This is a genomic window from Mesorhizobium sp. AR02, from assembly GCF_024746835.1.
Classification (GTDB): domain Bacteria; phylum Pseudomonadota; class Alphaproteobacteria; order Rhizobiales; family Rhizobiaceae; genus Mesorhizobium.
In genome coordinates, this window is record NZ_CP080531.1 from 4,968,749 (window position 1) to 4,987,019 (window position 18,271).

The following is an 18,271-nucleotide window of genomic DNA, read 5'->3' on the forward strand; positions in this document are numbered from 1 at the left end:
GGAATTGCTTTAGGCCAGTTCACGTTCCACAGAAATGGGGAACGGCTCCAATCGGCGATGGCTCAGCGTGCCGTCGCCGTAGATCATGCGGCCGGCGCGGAAGGTGGCGCGGACACGTGGCACGGGATGGCGGTCGGCGACGACGAGATCAGCCAGAAGGCCGGTCTCGATAGCGCCGCGATCGGTGAGCCCCAGGGCGTGGGCCGGGTTGGCGCCCGTCAGCGCCGCCGCCGCCACGAGGCCATCGGCCCGCAGTTTCGCCAGGCCGAGCACGGCCGGCAGGATCGAGGCCGGGTGGTAGTCGCTGGCCAGCATGTCGAGCAGCCCGGCCTCGTAGGCCTGGCGGGCGGAAAGGTTGCCCGAATAGGATTCGCCGCGCAGCGCGTTGGGCGCGCCCATGGCGGTATGCATGCCGAGCCTGCGGGCTTCCTGCGCCGCTTCCAGGGTCACCGGGAATTCCGAGAGCGCGGCACCCAGGCCGTGGACCAGTTCCACCTTTTCCAGCGTGTCGTCGTCATGCGAGGCAAGCACGATGCCGGCGGCCTGCGCACGCGCCGACAGGTCCTGCAGGGCGTTCAACACATCACCCTGGCCGTTACGGCCGGCCATGCGCTTGCCGACGACCTCGGATGCGTCCGCGACGGACATGCCGCGCTCCTTGGCGATGCGGGCGATGTAGAGTTCGACGTCGCGATACTGCCCCTGTCCGGGCGTGTGGTCCATCAGCGAGATCAAATGCAGCCTGCCGGCATCCATCAGCTTCTGCAGCATGGGAAGCGCCGGCGCGAAGGTCACTTCGAAGCGGGCATGGATGCGGTGGTCGACCAGCAAGTCGTCCTTCATCCCGGCAATGGTGTCGATGATCTCGGTCGTATGGTCTTCCGAGCGCAGCACGCCGCTGGTGACGCTGGCGCCGATGAAGGAGAGCGCGGCGTAGGCGGTGGTGATGCCGCAGGAGGCGAGCTTCTTGTCGAGCTCGGCAATGCCGATCTTCATCGGCACATGCACGCCGGTGCGCGGCTCGACTTCCTTCTCCACCATGTCGCCATGCATGTCGATGAAGCCGGGCAGCAGCAGGCGACCGCCGCCTTCGATGTCGGTATGCTCGACAGGCTTCTCGCGGATCTCGGCAATCCGGCCGTTCTCGATCCTGATCGCGCCGTTCGGGATGACGCGGTCGCGCAGGACAATTTCGAATTCACTCAGCCACATGTGGATTCTTTCGAAGGAAATGCGGTTTCAAGATGGATTTCGCGATCGACAAGGCCGGTGACATCGTCGGGGTGATGGAAGACTGGGGTCATGGGCGACGATGCGCCGGCTTGCCGCCGCCTCGGTCGCGATCTGTCCAAGACATTGCGATGTTTTCTAGTTCACTCGAATGTCGGTTTCCATTTGATTTTTATGACATTTCCATGAATGCCGGCCTTGCCGGAGCGCTTGCCTCAGCCGGTACGTGATCGTTCAGACAGCCATTCGGCGGTTTGCTGGCTGGCCTGTTCGGCGGAAAGCTCAAGGCTGAGCCCCTGCAGCAGGCCGTGCAGGAAGACCCCGGTAAAGCAGTCGCCGGCGCCGATCGTGTCGGGCACGGAAACCTGCTTCAGTGGCGTGACATGATTGAGCGCCTTGCCGTCATAGAGCGAGATCGGCCGCGTTCCGTCGGTCAGCACCAGCGTCCTCAGGCGAGGCCCGGCGATCCCCGTTGCTCGCTCCCAGATCGCTCGCGTGTCCTCGCCGGGAAAGTCGGCGCGCGATCCGATGACGATGTCGGCCGGGCGCGGCGAGGCGCTGCGCAGCGGAAATTGCGAAATGACAAGCGGGATCGTCCGCAACGAGGCGACGAGGCCGCCATCGAGCACCAGGGCGTTGAGATAGGCGGCGTCGCCGCTGACAGGCTCCGGTGCGGCGAAGGGCGGGCGCATCTGGCCGCCGGGGTTCAAAATGGTGCGCTCACCATTGGGCTCGAGCAGGATTTCGGTGAACCGGGTTTCGCCGGCCCACATGGTGACGTAGCCGGTATCGATGCCGCTCGCCTGCAATTTGGCGAGCGCTGCCCGGCCATGGTCGTCGTCCATCAGGTTGCTGATCAGCCGGACATGGTTGCCGAGCTTCGCCAGTTGGGTGCCGGTGTGGAAGCCGCCACCGCCGAGCCTGACGCTGCGGTCGGAATAGACGATGCGCGCGCCTGAAGCGAGGGGCGAGGACAGCGGCCAGACCTGGTCGTAGTTGATTTGGCCGATAACGATGACTGTGCTCATGGTCCCTGCTTTTTCGCCTTCTGCTTTTCGCCCAGGCCTGGCGCCAGCCGATGAAGCGCTGCGCGAGCAGGCATAGCACCAGGACCGGCACCAGGGACAGCAGGCTGGCGACCATCAGCGGCCGGCGAACGGGTGCAGGTCTCGATCGACAATGCGAGCCGATTGCTCAGCGTGCTGGCGCAGGCGGCCAACGCCGAGGAGTGGCTGGCCGCATTATCCGCCCAGGATGAAATCGGCGCAGCGGTCGGCGATCATGATCACCGGGGCGTTGGTGTTGCCGCTGATCAGCCTCGGCATGATCGAGGCATCGCAAATGCGCAGGCGCGGGACGCCGCGCACGCGCAGCTGCGGATCGACCACCGCATCGTCATCGCTGCCCATCCGGCAGGTGCCGCAGGGGTGATAGACGGTCTTGGCGTGTTCGAGGATGTGGTCTGATATCGCCTGATCGGAGAGGTCGGCATCCTCGCCCGGCGACAGCTCCTCGGCGACCACCGCCCGCAGCGCCGGCTGGCGCAGGATATTGCGGGCGATCTTCATGCCGGCGAGCAGCAAAGCGAGATCGTCCGGGTCGGACAGGAAGCCGGTGGTGAAGCGGATCGGGTCGGCCGCATCTCCCGAGCGCAGGCTGACCGTGCCGCGCGATTTTGGCCTCAGCACACACGGGTTGAGCTCCATGCCGTGGCGCTCGATCGAGCCATGCTCGGCGCTTTCGATCATCACCGGCAGGACGTGGAACTGGACATCGGGCCTTCCGTCGCCATCGGTGTCGAAGAAGCCGCCGCTCTCGACGACGTTGGAGGTGAGCAGGCCAGTGCGGAACATCAGATATTGCAGGCCGTGGCGCAGCGCCCGCAGGCCGCGGTCTTGCCCGAGCAGCGAGATCGGCTGACGCGTCAGCGCATAGACGGGGGCGGCGACATGATCCTGCAGATCGCGGCCGACCGAAGGCATGTCGCGGATGACGGGAATGCCGAGCGTGGCCAGATGCTCGGCCGGCCCCAGGCCCGACAGCATCATCAGTTTCGGCGTCGCCAGCGCGCCTGAAGTGAGGATCACTTCGGCCCTTGCCGTCGCCGCATGGTTCTGGCCATCCGAGGTGGTGTAGGCAAGGCCGCTCGCCGCGCCGTTCTCCAGCGTCACGCCGGTGACCAGCGCATCGGTGATCACGGTGAGGTTGGCGTTGCCGGCCAGTGGTCGCAGGAACACTTTTGCCGCCGACTGGCGTTCGCCGTTGGCGGTGGTCGTCTGGTAGAAGCCGACGCCCTCCTGCTCGGCGCCGTTGAAGTCGTCATTGTAGCGGTAGCCGGCCTGCTGCGCGGCCTGCACGTAAGCCAATGACAGCGGATGTCGGTGGCGGGGATCGGAGACCGGCAGCGGTCCCTCGGTGCCATGTCGCTCACCCGCCAGGCGCTCGTTGCGCTCCAGCCGCCGGAACACCGGCAGCACCTCGTCCCAGCCCCAGCCGGGGCAGCCGAGGTCGCGCCAGCCATCATAGTCCTGCGGCTGGCCCCTGATGTAGAGCATGGCGTTGATCGACGAGCCGCCGCCCAGCGTGCGGCCCTGCGGCACCGGCAGCCGGCGTCCGCCGACGCTGGGCTCCGGCTCGGACTCATAGATCCAGCTGCGCGCCGTGCCGATCACCTTGGCGAAGGTGGCCGGCATGTCGATAAGGCGTGTATTGTCGGCCGGGCCGGCCTCGACGACCAGCACGCGCTTGCCCGCATTGACCAGCCGGTTGGCCAGTGTGCAGCCGGCCGAGCCGGCGCCGGCGATGATGTAATCGTACGCGGCACTCATGTCAGGCGTAGCGCATGATGACGGTCTTGGTCTCGAGATAGCCGTCGATCGCGGCACGGCCATGCTCGCGGCCGATACCGGACTGCTTGAAGCCGCCGAACGGTGCCGCGGGGTCGAGCGTGTTGTGCGAATTGACCCACACCGTGCCGGCTTTGAGGCCGTGGACGGCGGTCATCGCCTTGCCCATGTCGCGGGTCCAGATCGAGGCCGACAGGCCGTAGCGCGTGTCGTTGGCAATGCGGATCGCCTCGTCGAGATCGGCGACGGGCATTGCCGCCACCACCGGCCCGAACACCTCCTCGCGCACGATCTCCATGTCGGACCGGACATTGTGCAGGATGGTCGGTGCCACATAGTGGCCCTGGCGGGGCACCGGCCGCGCGCCGCTGACCCGTTCGACGCCCGCCGCCAAGCCGCGCTCGACAAAGCCCTCGACGCTTCGTCTGTGCTTGGCCGAGACCAGCGGGTTGATCTCAGCCCCGGCGTCGCGGCCGGCGCCCAGCGTCATGCCGTCGGCGATCTCGGCCAGCCGCGAAAGCGTGCGGTCGTAGATCGACTTTTCGATCAGCAGCCGCGAGGCCGAGGTGCAGACCTGGCCCTGGTTGAAGAACATGCCGAGCCCGGCGATCAGCGGCTCGATGCCTTCCTCCATGTCGGCGAGCAGGATCATCGGCGATTTTGAGCCAAGCTCAAGCGTGAAGCGGGCGACACGGTCGACCGCGGCGTGGCCGACGCGTTTGCCGACCTCCGTCGAGCCGGTGAAGGTCAACTTGTCGATGCCGGGGTGGCGGATCAGTGCTTCACCGGTAACGGAGCCGCTGTCGGTGACGATGTTGACGACGCCGGGCGGGAAGCCTGATGCCTCGATCAGTTCGGCGAGCTTGAGCAGGCCGAGCGGGGTTTCCTGCGGCGGCTTCAGCACCACGGTGCAGCCGCAAGCGAGCGCCGGGGCGATCTTCCACATGCCGATCAGCAGCGGGAAATTCCACGGCACGATGGCGCCGACGACGCCGACCGGTTCCATCACCGTCATCGCCTGGTGTTTGGCGCCCGGCGGCACGGGGATGGACACCTGGAAGGTCGAGCCCTCGATCTTGGTCGCCCAGCCGGCATAATAGCGCAGCCAGTCGACGGTGCCGCCGGCACTCAACATGCGGGCGACGCCGAGCGATTTGCCGTTCTCGATGCTCTCGATCTCGGCCAGAAGGTCGGCATCGGCCTCGATGGCGTCAGCGAGTTTCAGCATCAGGTTCTGGCGATCGACCGGCCGCATCGAGGCCCAGGGGCCTTCGAGCGCCGCCCGCGCGGCGCGCACCGCCTGATCGACCAGTTCGGGGCCGCTTTCGGGGACACGGGCGACGATCTCGCCGGAGGCGGAATCGTCGACGGCAAGGCCTTCGCCAGCAAGACCATCGACGAAGCGGCCATTGATGAACGGCCGGTGCGAACGCGCCAGGAAGGCGGCTGCTGCGGCGCTGATCGGCGGCACAATTCTCTCGTTCATGCCATCCTCCTCGATTGCTGGTGAACAGTTTTGCCGAGGGTTATGGAGCGTATCCGCGAGCTTCAAGCCAAAGGCGGCGCGAGTGCGCGTTCAGTCAAAACAAAGTTCCCGCTCGGACAAGACGGTCGGTCCTTCGCTGGTCAAGATTGAAGAACGGATCATCGCCAACCCGGTCTCGCCGCGCCGCCCCCTCATCCGGCCGCTCCGCGGCCACCTTCTCCCGCTGGGGAGAAGAGGAAGGCGGCGACGCTTCAAGTCTCCTCTCCCCCACGGGGAGAGGTCAGCCGAGCGAAGCGGAGGCTGGGTGAGGGGGCTGGCTCGGAGGAGAGTAATTGAGCGCATTGCTGGGCAATCCGATGGTCACCACGGCGGCGCTGCCGCTTGTGCTCGGCGTGGTCATGGCGCTGCTGGCGCGGTTTGCCCTACCGCCGGTCTCGCCCGTGCTTTCGCTGGTGTCGGCCGCACTGCTGCTGTTCTTCTACTGGGACACGCTTGGCCCGCCGGTGGTGCCGCCCGTCGCCGCCAGCCAGAAGCTGATCTATCTCGCCTTTGCCGGCATCGTCATAGGCCTGTTGCCTGAACGCCTGCTCAGCGCTGCGGTCGCGGGCAAGCTTGGGGCCGCAGCACTCGCGGCCGCGCTGCTGTGGCTCGGCTGGCGCCGTATCGCCGGCGGTGCGCTCGACCTGCAGATGATCGCCGCCCTCATCGCCGGCCTGCTGGCGATCGTCGGCGCCGCGATGCTGCTGTCCCTGAAAGCTTCGCCATCGCCTCCGGCAGAGGAGCCGTTCCTGGTGCCCGCAGCCATGCTCGCTCTATGCCTGGCCGGCGCTATCATCTCGGTGCTCGGCGCCTCGATCGTCACCGGGCAGTTGCTGGGCTCGCTGGCCGCGCTCGCCGGTGGCTGGTGCCTCGTCCAATATATCGCAGTGCTGCGTGGCGGGTCGGCCACTGCCTGGAGCAAGGGCACCGAGCTGATCCTCATCTTTGCCGCCGCCACGGTGTTGATCCAGGTTGCGCTGCTGGCGCCGAAGGCCAATCCGTTGGCGCTCATGCTTTCGCCTCTGCCGCTTGCCGTGGCCACGCTGGTACCCGGCCCGCTGCGGGGTCTTGTTCCCGGCGCCCGGCCGTTGCGGCCGCTGGTTGCCGGTCTGCTGATCGCCATTCCGGCGATATTGGCCATCCTGACGGCGATCCTGTTTGCGCCGCACGGAGCCGCGCTTGGCTTTTCTTGAGCCAAGGAATGACAACCAACAATGGGGAGAGTTACGTGACGATGAGAAAACTGACGGCCGCCTTTGCCTTTGCCTCGATGTGCGCCTTCGCATCGGCGGCTCACGCCGACACTTACGAGATCGACGGCCAGCACGCCTGGGTCACCTTCACCATCAAGCACGGCATCTATGGCACCGCGCATGGACAGTTCGACGCGGTGAAGGGGGCGATCGTGATGGACAAGGCCGATCCGTCGAAAAGCAGCGTCAAGGCCGAGCTCGATGTCGGCTCGGTGCACACCGCCTATGACCAGCGCGACAGCGATCTGAAAGGCCCCGACTTCTTCAACGCCGCCGAGTTCCCGGCGATCTCCTTCGAAAGCACCAAGATCGAGAAGGTCAGCGACAAGACCGGCAAGGTGACGGGCAACCTCACCATCAGCGGCGTGTCCAAGGAGATCACGCTCGACGTGACGCTGGTCAATGAGGCGCCGGCGCCGTGGGATGCGACACTGACCAAGGCGGCGTTCACCGCCACCGGCAAGGTCAGCACCGCGGACTTCCCGATGGCCAAGGCCGCGGCTGGTTTCGGCCTCGGCCCGGATGTCGACATCGTCATCGATCTCGAAGCGGTGAAAAAGTAGCCGGCGGTGGGACCGGCGCCGCGTGGCTCGCAAGGATCGCGCGGCACTTCTACCGAGGGCGCGAAGTGCGCGCTCAGTCAAAACAAAGTTCCCGCTCGGACAAGACGCAGAGTGGCCGATGCCGCACTATCCCCAGCGAAGATCGGCGCATAGCCGGCGCGCTCACCAATCGGGATGGAACCATGCGATTTTCGGGAAAGACGGCTTTCATCACCGGCGGCGGCACCGGCATCGGCGCGGCGGTCGCCAGGCGCATGGCGGCCGACGGCGCGAGGGTGGTGCTGATGGGCCGGCGGCGCGAGCCGCTGGAAGCCGTGACCAGGGATATTGGCGGGCTGGTGGTGCAGGGCGATGCCGCCGACCCCAAGGCGGTGCGCGCCGCGCTGGCCGAAGTGCATGACAAGATCGGACCGGTCGACATCCTCGTCGCCAATGCCGGCGGCCATGGCGTCGGCCCGACCATTTCGATGAGCGACGAGACCTGGAGCCTCGCGACCCGCACCAATCTCGACACCGCCTTCGTCTGCGCCCGCGAATGCTTGCCCGACCTGATCGCGCAAAAGGGCAACATCGTCGTTGTCGCCTCGATCGCCGGCCTGTTCGCCGGGCCGGACGCGGCCGGCTACGTCACCATGAAACATGCCTGCATCGGCTTCGGCAAATCGCTGGCGCGCGACTATGGCCGCAAGGGCGTGCGCACCAACATTATCTGCCCGGGCTGGGTGTCGACCGACATGGCCGACGAGCAGATGGAGGTGATTGTCGAAAAGCACGGGCTTGGCTCGATCGAAGAGGCCTACCGGCTGGTGACGAAGGACGTGCCCCTCGGGCGGCCGGCGACACCCGAAGAGGTGTCCAACGTCATCTGCTTCGTCGCCTCTGATGAAGCGGCGATGATGAACGGTTCGATCCTGACGGTCGATGGCGGCGCCACCGTCGTCGACCTGCCGACGTTGGCTTTTGTGGATTGATTGGGGCCTTTGTCGATTGATGTGGAGAGTGCGATGAACGACCAGAACAGACCGGCGGACTGGAAGCATTTTGACGACTTCGCCGCCGGCATCGCCACCAACCGGCTGGCGACGACGGATGCGCTGCGCGGCCAGACCTTCAAGATCACGCTCGACACCGGCCGCACCATCGATCTTGCCTTCACATCCGTCGACACGGTGGCGTGGAGCGAAGGCAGCGAGGCGGGCGCCGACTGGTACGAGGCGCTGGAAGTCGCCTCCAACGTGTTCTTCATCAACATGATCTTCTCGGCCCGGCCGAGCGAGGACGAGGCCTTCATCGTCAACACCAGCACGCGCCGCGTGCTGTCGGTGCGCGAACGGGTGCGTGATGCCGATCAAGCGCCCGGCGAGCCGCGCGTGGCGCAGACCTGGTCGGCCGGCGTGCTCGGCGACCCCTCGGTTGCACCGACCGGCATCGCGCCGGCGCCGACCCGGGACCTGATCGGGCTCACCGCGCACTACACATACAGCCCCAATCATGTCTATGAGCACATTTATCTCAGCTCCGAGCGCTATGCCTGGCAGAACCTCGTCGGCATCCAGCGCGGCCACGGCGACGTCGATCTGGCGACGACCTGGAAGTTCGCCGAGAACCAGTATGTGTTCGGCTTCCGCGAGTTCATCATCCCGGTCGCCTCGCTGTTCTTCTACAATTGGGACGTCATGCACTCGACGGGGAAATTCCTCGGCGTGACCAGCCAGGGCAAGATCGAGAACAAGCCGGCCGGCGCCCACATCGAGAAGAAATCCAGAACCGCCTACGACAAGGACAAGGCGCCGGTCTGACCGCGCGGGAGAACGCCATGGGCAAGAACTACGAAGCGATCAAGGCGCACTATGCCGGCTCCGACGCCAAGGACCTCTCGGCGATGATGGCGCCGGTCACCGACAAGACCGCCTGGACCGAGATGGCGGGCTTTCCCTATGCCGGCACTTATGTCGGTCCGGACGCCATCATCGAAGGCGTCTTCAAGCGCATCGGCGAGGACTGGGACGGCTACACGCTTAAGCTTGAAAAACTGGTCGACGGCGGCGTCACCATTGTCGGCATCGGCACCTATTCGGGCACCTACAAAAAGACTGGCAAGCCGATGTCGGCGCGCGTCGTCCATGTCTGGGAAATGGAGGACGGCAAGGCGCTCAGTTTCGAGCAGTTCACCGACACCAGGCTGGTCGCGGCAGCGACGGTCTGAGGCATGCCTGCGGACACCGACGGTGTCCGTCCGATCCAAAAACCTGGGAGGATGAAATGGGAAACAGTCTGAAGGCAATGCTGGCGGGCCTGGTCCTGTCGGCCGCGTTCGCGGCCGGCAGCACTGGTATGGCGAATGCCGGCGACACCGAGATCGTCATCGGTGCGCCGATCTCCTTGACCGGGCCGCTGGCCGGCGACGGCAAGGAGCAGAAATGGGCCTATGAACAGGCGGTGGCCGACATCAACAAGGCCGGCGGCATCATGGTGAAGTCGGCCGGCAAGAAGCTGCCGGTGCGCCTCGTCGTTGCCGACGACGAAAGCTCCGAAGGCAAGGTCGCCTCGGCGCTGGAAAACCTGATCAAGGTGCAGAAGGTCGATGCGCTCTTGTCGACCCATTCCGGGCCGATGAACATTGCGGGCGCCATCGTCGCGGAAAAATACAAGAAATTCTACATGATCACGACGGCCTTCCCGTTCGAATGGCAGCCGTTGAAGCTCAAATATTCGGCGCTGTTCTTTTTCCATCCGGGGCCGGGTGCGGAGGTGCCGTTCGAGATCTGGGACAAGCTGCCGGCCAATGAGAAGCCGAAGAACCCGGCGCTGGTGTCCGAGGATTCGCCCGACGGCAAGGGCTTTGGCGGCGCCTTCGAGGCGGCGGCCAAGAAGTACGGCTACACCTTCGCCGTCGACGATCCCTGGGCGATCGGCGCCACCGACTATTCGGCGCTGATCACCAAGCTCAAGGCCGCCAATGTCGACGCCATGCTGGTGTTCGGCTCGCCGGCCGACACGGTGACGCTGCTGCGCCAGATGAAGGAGCTCGGCTTCTCCGTGCCTTACCTGCATGGCTGGAAAGGCACCTGGACGGGCGAGTTCCACGAAGCGCTCGGGGCGGATTCCGACTACATCCTGACCGACGGTTTCTGGTCGTCGAGCTATCCCTATAAGGGCGCCAAGGAACTCGGTGACCGCTACGAGGCCGAGTTCAAGAAGGACTCCGTCACCGTCGGTGCCTTCTACGCCAATGCGCAGGTGCTGGCGCAGGCGATCGAGAAGGCGGGCTCAACCGATGCCGCCGCGATCCACGACGCGATCTTCGGCCAGGAATTCAAGGACACCGTCGTCGGCGATCTCAAATTCGACCAGACCGGCTTTGCCCTCATCCCCAGCGTCGCCACGCAGTGGTGGCAAGGCAAGCACCAGCTGATCTTCCCTGACGGCAACTGGACCTACAAACCAGCCCCGGCCTGGGACAAGCGCTGAGGGGCGTTCGCGTGGTGGAAGCATCCATCAGCGTCGGCGCTGCCCCTCATTGCCCTGCCGGGCATTTCTCCCCGTATAGAGACGGGGAGAAAGAGGCTGGCCGCGACGTCGGCGATTAGCGTCCCTCGCCCCGTTTACGGGGAGAGGATGCCGGTCCACCCTCCGCAGCTGCAGCGGCAGCTCCTGCGGAGGACGGGCAGGCAGGTGAGGGGCAGCGCTGACCTCGACAAATTTCCGCTGATATAGCTTCTACTGGAGAAACGGAAACACGATGCAGCCTGACGAAACCCTGCTTCGCCTCGAGGCGGTCCAGAAGCGGTTCGGCGGGCTTGTCGTGCTCAACAACATCGACATCGCCGTCGGCGCCAATGAGCTGATCGGGCTGATCGGCCCCAACGGCGCCGGCAAGTCGACGCTGTTCAACCTCATCACCGCGCTCTACACGCCGACACAGGGGCGCATCCGCTTCCGTGGTCAGGACATCACCGGTATCGCACCGCACCGCATCTGCCGGCTCGGCATTGCCCGCACCTTCCAGCTGGTGCGGACGTTTCTCACCATGACCGCCTTTGAGAACATCATGGTCGGCGCCGTCTACGGCTCGGGCGGGCGTGTCAGGCATGCGACAGCCGCTGCCGAGGAAGCGCTGGAACTGGTCGGGCTGACCGCCAAGCGCGATGTCCGCACCGCGCATATGACGCTGTCCGACCGACGCCTCTTGGAGATCGCCCGGGCCGTGGCCTCCAGCCCGGCATTGCTCCTGCTCGACGAGCCGATGGCGGGGCTGAACCCGACGGAGATCCAGCGCATGGTCGATGTCATCCGCCGGGTGCGGAGCGAGCGGGGCGTGTCGATCCTGTGGGTGGAGCACAAGGTCGACGCCATCATGAAAGTCTGCAGCCGGGTGATCGTGCTCGACCATGGCGAGAAGATCGCCGACGGCAGCCCGCGCGAAATCGTCGCCAACCGCAAAGTGATCGAGGCCTATCTTGGCGAACCGGCTGCTTGAAGTCACCAATCTCGAAGTCGCCTATGGCGATGTCGGCGCGCTGTGGGGCGTGTCGATCCATGTCGACCCCGGCACGATCGTTGCCATCGTCGGTGCCAATGGCGCCGGCAAGACGACGCTTTTGAAGACGATCTCCGGCCTGCTGAAGCCGAAGCGCGGCGAAATCTTCCTCGCGGGCGTGCCGCTGGCCGGCAAGGCGCCGGAAGAGATCGCCGGCATGGGCATCGCGCATGTGCCGGAAGGGTGCGGCCTGTTTAGGCAAATGACGGTGCTGGAAAACCTCGAGCTCGGCGCTTTCCAGCCCAAGGTGCGAAAGCATTTCAGGCAGTCGCTGGAGAAAGCCTACACGCTGTTTCCGCGGCTGAAGGAGCGGGCAGGGCAGAAGGCCGGCTCGCTCTCCGGCGGCGAGCAGCAGATGCTGGCCATCGCACGCGCCACCATGTCGGATCCGTCGCTGCTCATCCTCGACGAGCCGTCGCTGGGCCTCAGCCCGATCGTGGTGCAGCAGATGTTCGCGCTGATCGAAACCCTGCACAAACAGGGCGTCACCATCCTGCTGGTCGAGCAGAACATCCACCAGGCGCTCAAGGTCGCCGACTACGGCTTCGTGCTGAAGACCGGCGAGCTCGCCATGCAAGGCACGGGCGCCGAGCTCATCGCCGACCCCGAAATCCAGAAGGCCTATATGGGCGTGTTGGAGGTGCAATGATGCCTGACATTCCACCTCCCGAAATCCTGCTGCAGCTGTCGCTCAATGGCGCGCTGGGCGGCGCCATGTATGGCGTCGCCGCCGTGGGCTTGAGCCTCATCTTCGGCACCATGCGGCTGATCTTCCTGGCGCAGGGCGCGATGATCATCCTCGCCGCCTATTTCGTACGGGCGCTGTTCTATGGGCTGGGCATCGACCCGTTCCTGTCGCTGCTGATCGTCGTTCCGGTCGGGCTCGTTGTCGGCTGGCTGGTCTACCAGGGCCTGTTCCGCCGCGCGGCGGCGGCGGAGGATCGCAACATCTCGTTGCTGATCGCCGTCGGCCTGATGTTCCTGATCCAGAATTTGATGACGGTGGTGTGGGGCGGCAACACCGCCGCAATCGTCACCTCCTACACGGCAAGCGGCATCGAGATCCTTGGCGTGCGCACTTCGTTCACGCGCTCGATGGGCTTTCTGATCGCGCTCGCCGGCACCGGGCTGGTGGTGCTGTTCCTGCGCAAGACGATTGTCGGCAAGGCGGTGCGCGCGGCCTCCGAGGACATGGAAGCGGCGACGCTGATGGGCATCAGCCCGCACCGCGTCAATGCGATTGCCTTCGCCATCGGCATCGCGCTTGCCGGTGCGGCCGGCGTGGCGGTGGCGACCACATTCCCGTTCAACCCGTTCGCCGGGTTCATCTTCAGCCTCAAGGCGCTGGTGGCGCTGGCGCTGGGCGGCATCAGCAATGTCGCCGGCGCGCTGGCCGGCGGCATCATCCTCGGCCTGATCGAGGCCTATGTGCAGTATTTCATCTCAGGCGGCTGGACCAATGCCATCGCCTACGGCGTGTTCCTGGCGGTGCTGATGTTCAAGCCGGAAGGCCTGTTCAGCCGGCCCTACAAGAAGGCTTGAGCACCATGGTGAAGCAAGTCGTCTTGGAACGGGTCTGGCCGAAACAAACCTGGATAGGAATAGCCGCCCTCGTCGTCTCGGCGCTCGCCCTGCTGCCGCTGCTGCCCGGCGCGATCGACAGCTACGCCTTTTCGTTCCTGTTCTTCGTCTTCATCTACGCCATCATGGCGCAGGGCTGGAACCTGGTTGCCGGCTTCGGCGGCCAGATCAGCCTCGGCAATCATGCCTTCTTCGGGCTCGGCGCCTACACCACCGCCATCCTGTGGAGCGGCAACTATCTCTGGGGCTCGCTCTATGACGCCTATCCGCGCATCTATTATTTCGACCCGGTGACGATGGTGCTGGGCGGGCTGGTCGCAGCGGTGGCCGCCATCATCATCGGCCTGCCGCTTTTGTCCAAACTGCGCGGCGATTATTTCGCGCTCGGCACACTCGGCTTCGGCGAGATCGTCAAGGTGATGTTCATCAATGGCGGCGACTTCACCGGCGGTGCCTTCGGCGTCGTCGCGCCCGCCGGCACCTTCGACACGCTGTTGCCGCACTATCTGGTTGGGCTCGGCCTGATGGTGGGCACGGCACTCGCCATCCACCTCCTGATGCGCTCGCGCTACGGCCTGGCGCTGATTGCCGTGCGCGACGACGAGATGGCAGCATCGGCCAACGGCATCGACGTGCTCAAGGTCAAGGTCGCCGCCTTCGCCGGCAGCGCCTTCATCGCCGGCATCGCCGGCAGCCTCTACACCTACTACATCTTCCATGTCGGCCCGGACTCGGTCTTCGACCTCGACTGGATGCTTCTGCCGCTGATGATGACCGTGGTCGGCGGCACCGGCACGCTGCTCGGCCCGATCCTGGGGGCTTTCGTCATGTACGCGGTGTTCGATCTGGCGCGCATCGTGGTGCCGGATTATCACCCGGTGATATCGGGCCTGACGATTATCCTGGCGATGCTGTTTTTGCCCAAGGGGCTGATGCGGAGTTTCGGGGGCAGGGTGCGGGTGGTTTGAGGATGGAGGACGGAAGGGCAATCTCAGAGTTACGCGGCAGCCGACCCCTTTGCCGCAACTGGTGGTGCGTTTCTGATATCCCGCTCGAGCGGACTTAAATCAAAATGACATCGTCGCCGAAACAGGTTTCGTCAACTTCCTCCCTCGACCAGCCAAGGGCTAGAGGCACGGCCTGAAGCCGACCTCTTTGAAATCTCGGTCGCCATGGACGGAGGCAGGGTACCAATGCGCGGACGATCTTGAACCCGTCCCCTGGAACATCAAGATCGACAAACACTACGGGTTCTCCCGTTCTTAGTGCGACGATCTCGCACAGGTCCGAAGTGGCTGGAGCGACGGGAGCAACCACGGTTGCTTCGGCACAGGGCAAGAGGTGAGGCAGGCGTGCAACCGATGCGGAGCGCGACCATTCCAAAAACCGCCCGGCCGGACCTTCCGGCCTGCCGGACCGCAACGCACGCTCCTCGGCGAGGGCAAGAGATAGCTCGCTCTGTAACATCTCCAAAACCGCAGACAGACCAGCACGCGCGAAAGACCGATGCGCGGAATAACCATAGGCAATACGGGAACCGTTCTGCTCGGCCGAAATCGCCGCAACGACGGGTATGCCGAGGTCGTTGGTAATGTCCAGGAGCCACGTTCGTCGTTCTCGTCGCTCGAGCCATCGTCGCAAGTCCAACCCACCTCGTTCATCAAGCTTCTCGAGTGATACGGCAGGGCGTCTTATGCGCCCGTACCACCAGACCGCAACTGCATCACGCTCCACCAGTTCAAGCAGCGCTGTGGCACGCGCGTCGGAGCGGTTAACACCGGCGGCAAGACCATTTGTGCCTGTAGGTCCCTCACCAAGCACCACGTTGACGAGTGGCACAAATATATCTGGGCCTGCGCCAATTGGCTTCGCAACGCACCAACGGGAGCAGTTGGATATCTCCCCCTGTGCGGCCAACCATGCGCTGGCGGAGATCGATTCACTTGGGTGGGGCCCGCTTCGGAGTTGCAGTTTGGAGAAGTGCCAAAAACGATTTGGCGCGATATAGATGCCTGGCAGATCGTTTGCGCCTGCATGAATAGTCCGCAGGGTATCTATCCGAGAGGCAGCGGCTCTTTCCGCTGCTTCTCCGAGGCATGATGCCATCGCCGCCTCGCGCGTCAGACCACGTCCCGAACCAAGGATCTCGGCTTTTCCGGCACACTCTCGCATCGCGATGGTGAATTCCGCGGGAGCGTCACCATGGACCAGATGAAGTAAATCAAAATTCCCGTTCATCGGCTTTTGTAGACCCTCTTGTGCCGACATTCTTTCATGTTAGAATATGCTAAAATTCCTCCATGCCAGATTACTGGATTTTAGAGAAGCCTGAGAAGCTTAACTGGGAGGTGAGAGATGCGACTTCGGACCATCGCTACCGTTGAGGGCGGCCCCCCCGACGAGCCCAAATCGCTGACTTTTGAAACCGATACAACTGCTTGCAAAAAGGTAGGAGAACTCATTTATGGAGCCTCCACCAATCCGGCTGTGTTCGATGAATTTGTCGAAGAACCTATAGAGATGTTGAAGAATGCCAATATAGATCCGTCTCAATTGGCTGGCTTGACGATAAAGGTGGTCAGAGACGACGAGCGTGTGTTACATATTGTTATACCGTTGGTGAATAAAGGGAAAAAAGACCTAGATATCTATCTTCAAGAGCTCGGCTTTGTAACGATTATGGGGTGTAGGTAGTGGTGTTGGTATTGAGGAGCCTGTAACTTCCGCGAGTAGTTTGGCAAAACAATCGAGAAATTGATCGCGTCGGTACCGATCAGCCACGAGGGTGACCTGTTCGAGCCACTTCAGCGCAGCGGTCGGGCTAAAGCGCTCCACGCCTCCCCAGTGATTTTCCACCGTCTTGAGGAATGCAACCGTGGATGCGCGAGCTTCGTCGTGACGGGAACTTTTGGCCAAAGCGAACGCATTCCACGCAAGGGGCTCGGCCAATCCAAATGACCACAGGGTTGAGCTATGGTAAAGGGCTCGCTCATAGGCCCCTAGCATGGCAAATGCCTGAAGCCCGAAGAAGTGGAAAAAATCGGGCGTCGCGGGATGAAGTAGAAACGCCCTCTCACCATACGTGACTGCCGCGTTTACGTCCCCGCAGCAGGCGAGGCCTTCTGACGCCGATATCAATACCGCAGGGTCATTGGGATCGAGCTCGACGGCGCGTCTAAATTCCCTCTCACCCTGCGGGTAAAGGCCCATGCGGTAATATGCCCAGCCTAGGATCCCACGATTTCTGGCGTCCCAAGGATCGATTGCGACCGCATTCTTGGCGAGTGCGAGCGCCCCGTCAAACGTACTCAGTGCGCTGCCGGGATTTGCCATTGGCTGACAAAGTTGAATGGAAGCAAGTCCAGCAATAGGGCGTGAAAATCCCGGGTCCAGCGCAGCGGCTCGCTGGAACATGGAGACAGCGCTATCAAGATCGCCCGGACGAAAACTTTCGGTTAGGCGGTCGGCATTCGCCCATAAACTGTATGCGTCCTCCAGTTCCTTGCCTGCTTGGCGATGGTCGGTGGCGATCGCGTATTCAACGTGACTGACAATCCGATCCAGACTGGCCAGCGACGCTGCATCAATGCCGAGATTTTCATTGTCCATCCGTTCCGAAAGCAAATGACCTCGATCGATATTCCTACTTAGCCTGAATGAAGCCTTCAGCCGTCTTTCGTCCACCCACATACTGATCACGAGCGTATAAGCCGCGTCGAGGTAATCTCCGGGGTGCGTCGGAAGCAACAGCGCAAGACTGTGCGATCGTCCCAGGGCACCAATCATTTCTTCAAACAGGAAGCTGGCGAGCCCATTGGTGAACTCCGCCGGTCCAACCGGCGGCCTGGCAATCAACGCGACAGAAGGCAGTCGTCGGCAAGGAAATGACCGGAGTGACGCACGTTCGCCCAACGGTTCGCGTTGGGGGCGTTGCGCTGCCTCGGCAAGCCGCTGCAAAGCGGATGGGGGCTCGGAATCAAGATCGCGCCTGTACGCCTCGCGGCATGCTTCATAGCGTCGAAGTGCTGCGGCTACATTCCCTTGGTTTAGCGCCCAGCCGATCAAAGCCAGATGAGCAGCTTCGTTGGTTGGTTCAATGCGAATAAGAAACTCTGCCAGTTTGTGAAGATCTGGCTCACATCCTGTTCGGACCGCGACGGCCAGGGCTACGTCCGCCGCCCGTACGACGATTTCCCGCAGATGCATCCGCTCGATGCTTAACCAACTGTCAAATTCTGGATCTGGAGGTATCAAACCCTCCAGAAATTCACCCGCCCAATGTTCGACGGCAAAGAGGACCGCCTCATGGTTCCCCTCGGCCAACATGTCTTCGATAAGCCGTACATCGACACGAAGTTCACGCAGTTCGACCCCGATCGTGTCTCTGGTCGTTCGAAGGAGCTTGTTGGCATTGTCGCCCAGTGTGCGTTTCAGGTCGGCCAAAGTCTGGCGAAGAGAGTCGCGGGCCTGATCGTCGCCACGGTTGCTCCACAGCAATCCGCAGATCTTCTCTCGCGTAGCCTGCCCGTCGCGCTGAAGGGCCAGGAACGAAAGCAGGCAGACCGACCTTCGGGATTTTGGCGTAAGGTCGCGCCCGTCGGAGTCATGCAAGGCCATTCTGCCCAGCAGATTCAGGTACGGCCGCGCCTCAGATCCCGCTGCTCCAACCATAGGCTAAATACGCCTCAATGGTGCAATCGACATTATTACCACGCATCGGACTTTGGGTCTCT

The 18,271-nt window shown here is 63.6% G+C and carries 18 protein-coding genes; 12 read left to right on the top strand and 6 right to left on the bottom strand.

The window, feature by feature from the left end; translation table 11 throughout:
- Window positions 1-9: 9 nt before the first annotated feature.
- On the bottom strand, window positions 10-1,212 hold the full coding sequence (locus tag DBIPINDM_RS28085; protein ID WP_258582239.1) for an alpha-D-ribose 1-methylphosphonate 5-triphosphate diphosphatase: 1,203 nt from the start codon (window positions 1,210-1,212) through the stop codon (window positions 10-12).
- Between the two features lie 32 nt (window positions 1,213-1,244).
- On the opposite strand from DBIPINDM_RS28085, the gene DBIPINDM_RS28090 reads away from it, so the two are divergent.
- Window positions 1,245-1,460, top strand: coding sequence for a hypothetical protein (locus tag DBIPINDM_RS28090; RefSeq protein WP_258582240.1), 216 nt, complete (start codon window positions 1,245-1,247; stop codon window positions 1,458-1,460).
- Here DBIPINDM_RS28090 and DBIPINDM_RS28095 read toward each other — a convergent pair.
- The 3 genes from DBIPINDM_RS28095 to DBIPINDM_RS28105 all read right to left on the bottom strand — a co-directional run bounded on the left by DBIPINDM_RS28095 (window position 1,446) and on the right by DBIPINDM_RS28105 (window position 5,562).
- Window positions 1,446-2,258, bottom strand: a complete 813-nt coding sequence (locus DBIPINDM_RS28095; protein WP_258582241.1) for a PfkB family carbohydrate kinase — start codon at window positions 2,256-2,258, stop codon at window positions 1,446-1,448. The genes DBIPINDM_RS28090 and DBIPINDM_RS28095 overlap by 15 nt on opposite strands.
- 213 nt (window positions 2,259-2,471) lie before the next feature.
- Window positions 2,472-4,058 (bottom strand): GMC family oxidoreductase, encoded by a 1,587-nt coding sequence (locus DBIPINDM_RS28100; RefSeq protein WP_258582242.1) that lies wholly within the window; start codon window positions 4,056-4,058, stop codon window positions 2,472-2,474.
- A 1-nt stretch (window position 4,059) separates the two neighbouring features.
- Complete coding sequence (locus DBIPINDM_RS28105) at window positions 4,060-5,562, bottom strand: aldehyde dehydrogenase family protein (RefSeq protein WP_258582243.1); 1,503 nt, start codon at window positions 5,560-5,562, stop codon at window positions 4,060-4,062.
- A 332-nt stretch (window positions 5,563-5,894) separates the two neighbouring features.
- Here DBIPINDM_RS28105 and DBIPINDM_RS28110 point away from each other — a divergent pair, with 332 nt between their 5' ends.
- From DBIPINDM_RS28110 to DBIPINDM_RS28155, 10 genes are all read left to right on the top strand, one after another.
- Window positions 5,895-6,794 (top strand): hypothetical protein, encoded by a 900-nt coding sequence (locus tag DBIPINDM_RS28110; protein WP_258582244.1) that lies wholly within the window; start codon window positions 5,895-5,897, stop codon window positions 6,792-6,794.
- A 41-nt stretch (window positions 6,795-6,835) separates the two neighbouring features.
- Window positions 6,836-7,417 (top strand): YceI family protein, encoded by a 582-nt coding sequence (locus DBIPINDM_RS28115; RefSeq protein ID WP_258589364.1) that lies wholly within the window; start codon window positions 6,836-6,838, stop codon window positions 7,415-7,417.
- A 182-nt stretch (window positions 7,418-7,599) separates the two neighbouring features.
- Window positions 7,600-8,388 (top strand): SDR family NAD(P)-dependent oxidoreductase, encoded by a 789-nt coding sequence (locus tag DBIPINDM_RS28120; protein WP_258582245.1) that lies wholly within the window; start codon window positions 7,600-7,602, stop codon window positions 8,386-8,388.
- Between the two features lie 33 nt (window positions 8,389-8,421).
- Window positions 8,422-9,216, top strand: coding sequence for a molybdenum cofactor biosynthesis F family protein (locus DBIPINDM_RS28125; protein WP_258582246.1), 795 nt, complete (start codon window positions 8,422-8,424; stop codon window positions 9,214-9,216).
- A 17-nt stretch (window positions 9,217-9,233) separates the two neighbouring features.
- A complete protein-coding gene (locus tag DBIPINDM_RS28130; protein WP_258582247.1) occupies window positions 9,234-9,623 on the top strand; it encodes a nuclear transport factor 2 family protein in 390 nt (129 codons plus the stop codon).
- Between the two features lie 56 nt (window positions 9,624-9,679).
- Window positions 9,680-10,888, top strand: a complete 1,209-nt coding sequence (locus tag DBIPINDM_RS28135; RefSeq protein ID WP_258582248.1) for an amino acid ABC transporter substrate-binding protein — start codon at window positions 9,680-9,682, stop codon at window positions 10,886-10,888.
- 271 nt (window positions 10,889-11,159) lie between these two features.
- A complete protein-coding gene (locus tag DBIPINDM_RS28140; protein ID WP_258582249.1) occupies window positions 11,160-11,897 on the top strand; it encodes an ABC transporter ATP-binding protein in 738 nt (245 codons plus the stop codon).
- The gene (locus tag DBIPINDM_RS28145; RefSeq protein WP_323806064.1) at window positions 11,890-12,606 is read left to right on the top strand and encodes an ABC transporter ATP-binding protein; all 717 of its coding nucleotides are present in this window, start codon (window positions 11,890-11,892) and stop codon (window positions 12,604-12,606) included. Before DBIPINDM_RS28140 ends, DBIPINDM_RS28145 begins: the two co-directional genes overlap by 8 nt.
- Window positions 12,606-13,499, top strand: a complete 894-nt coding sequence (locus DBIPINDM_RS28150) for a branched-chain amino acid ABC transporter permease (protein ID WP_258582251.1) — start codon at window positions 12,606-12,608, stop codon at window positions 13,497-13,499. Before DBIPINDM_RS28145 ends, DBIPINDM_RS28150 begins: the two co-directional genes overlap by 1 nt.
- A 5-nt stretch (window positions 13,500-13,504) precedes the next feature.
- The gene (locus tag DBIPINDM_RS28155) at window positions 13,505-14,506 is read left to right on the top strand and encodes a branched-chain amino acid ABC transporter permease (RefSeq protein WP_258582252.1); all 1,002 of its coding nucleotides are present in this window, start codon (window positions 13,505-13,507) and stop codon (window positions 14,504-14,506) included.
- A 94-nt stretch (window positions 14,507-14,600) separates the two neighbouring features.
- Here the strand turns inward: DBIPINDM_RS28155 and DBIPINDM_RS28160 are convergent, their stop codons facing one another.
- On the bottom strand, window positions 14,601-15,806 hold the full coding sequence (locus tag DBIPINDM_RS28160; RefSeq protein ID WP_258582253.1) for a YcaO-like family protein: 1,206 nt from the start codon (window positions 15,804-15,806) through the stop codon (window positions 14,601-14,603).
- An 87-nt stretch (window positions 15,807-15,893) separates the two neighbouring features.
- On the opposite strand from DBIPINDM_RS28160, the gene DBIPINDM_RS28165 reads away from it, so the two are divergent.
- Window positions 15,894-16,232 (top strand): hypothetical protein, encoded by a 339-nt coding sequence (locus DBIPINDM_RS28165; RefSeq protein WP_258582254.1) that lies wholly within the window; start codon window positions 15,894-15,896, stop codon window positions 16,230-16,232.
- Here the strand turns inward: DBIPINDM_RS28165 and DBIPINDM_RS28170 are convergent.
- Window positions 16,179-18,149 carry a BTAD domain-containing putative transcriptional regulator gene (locus DBIPINDM_RS28170; RefSeq protein ID WP_258582255.1) on the bottom strand — a complete coding sequence of 657 codons (1,971 nt, stop codon included), beginning with the start codon at window positions 18,147-18,149 and terminating at the stop codon, window positions 16,179-16,181. The genes DBIPINDM_RS28165 and DBIPINDM_RS28170 overlap by 54 nt on opposite strands.
- Window positions 18,150-18,271: the final 122 nt, after the last annotated feature.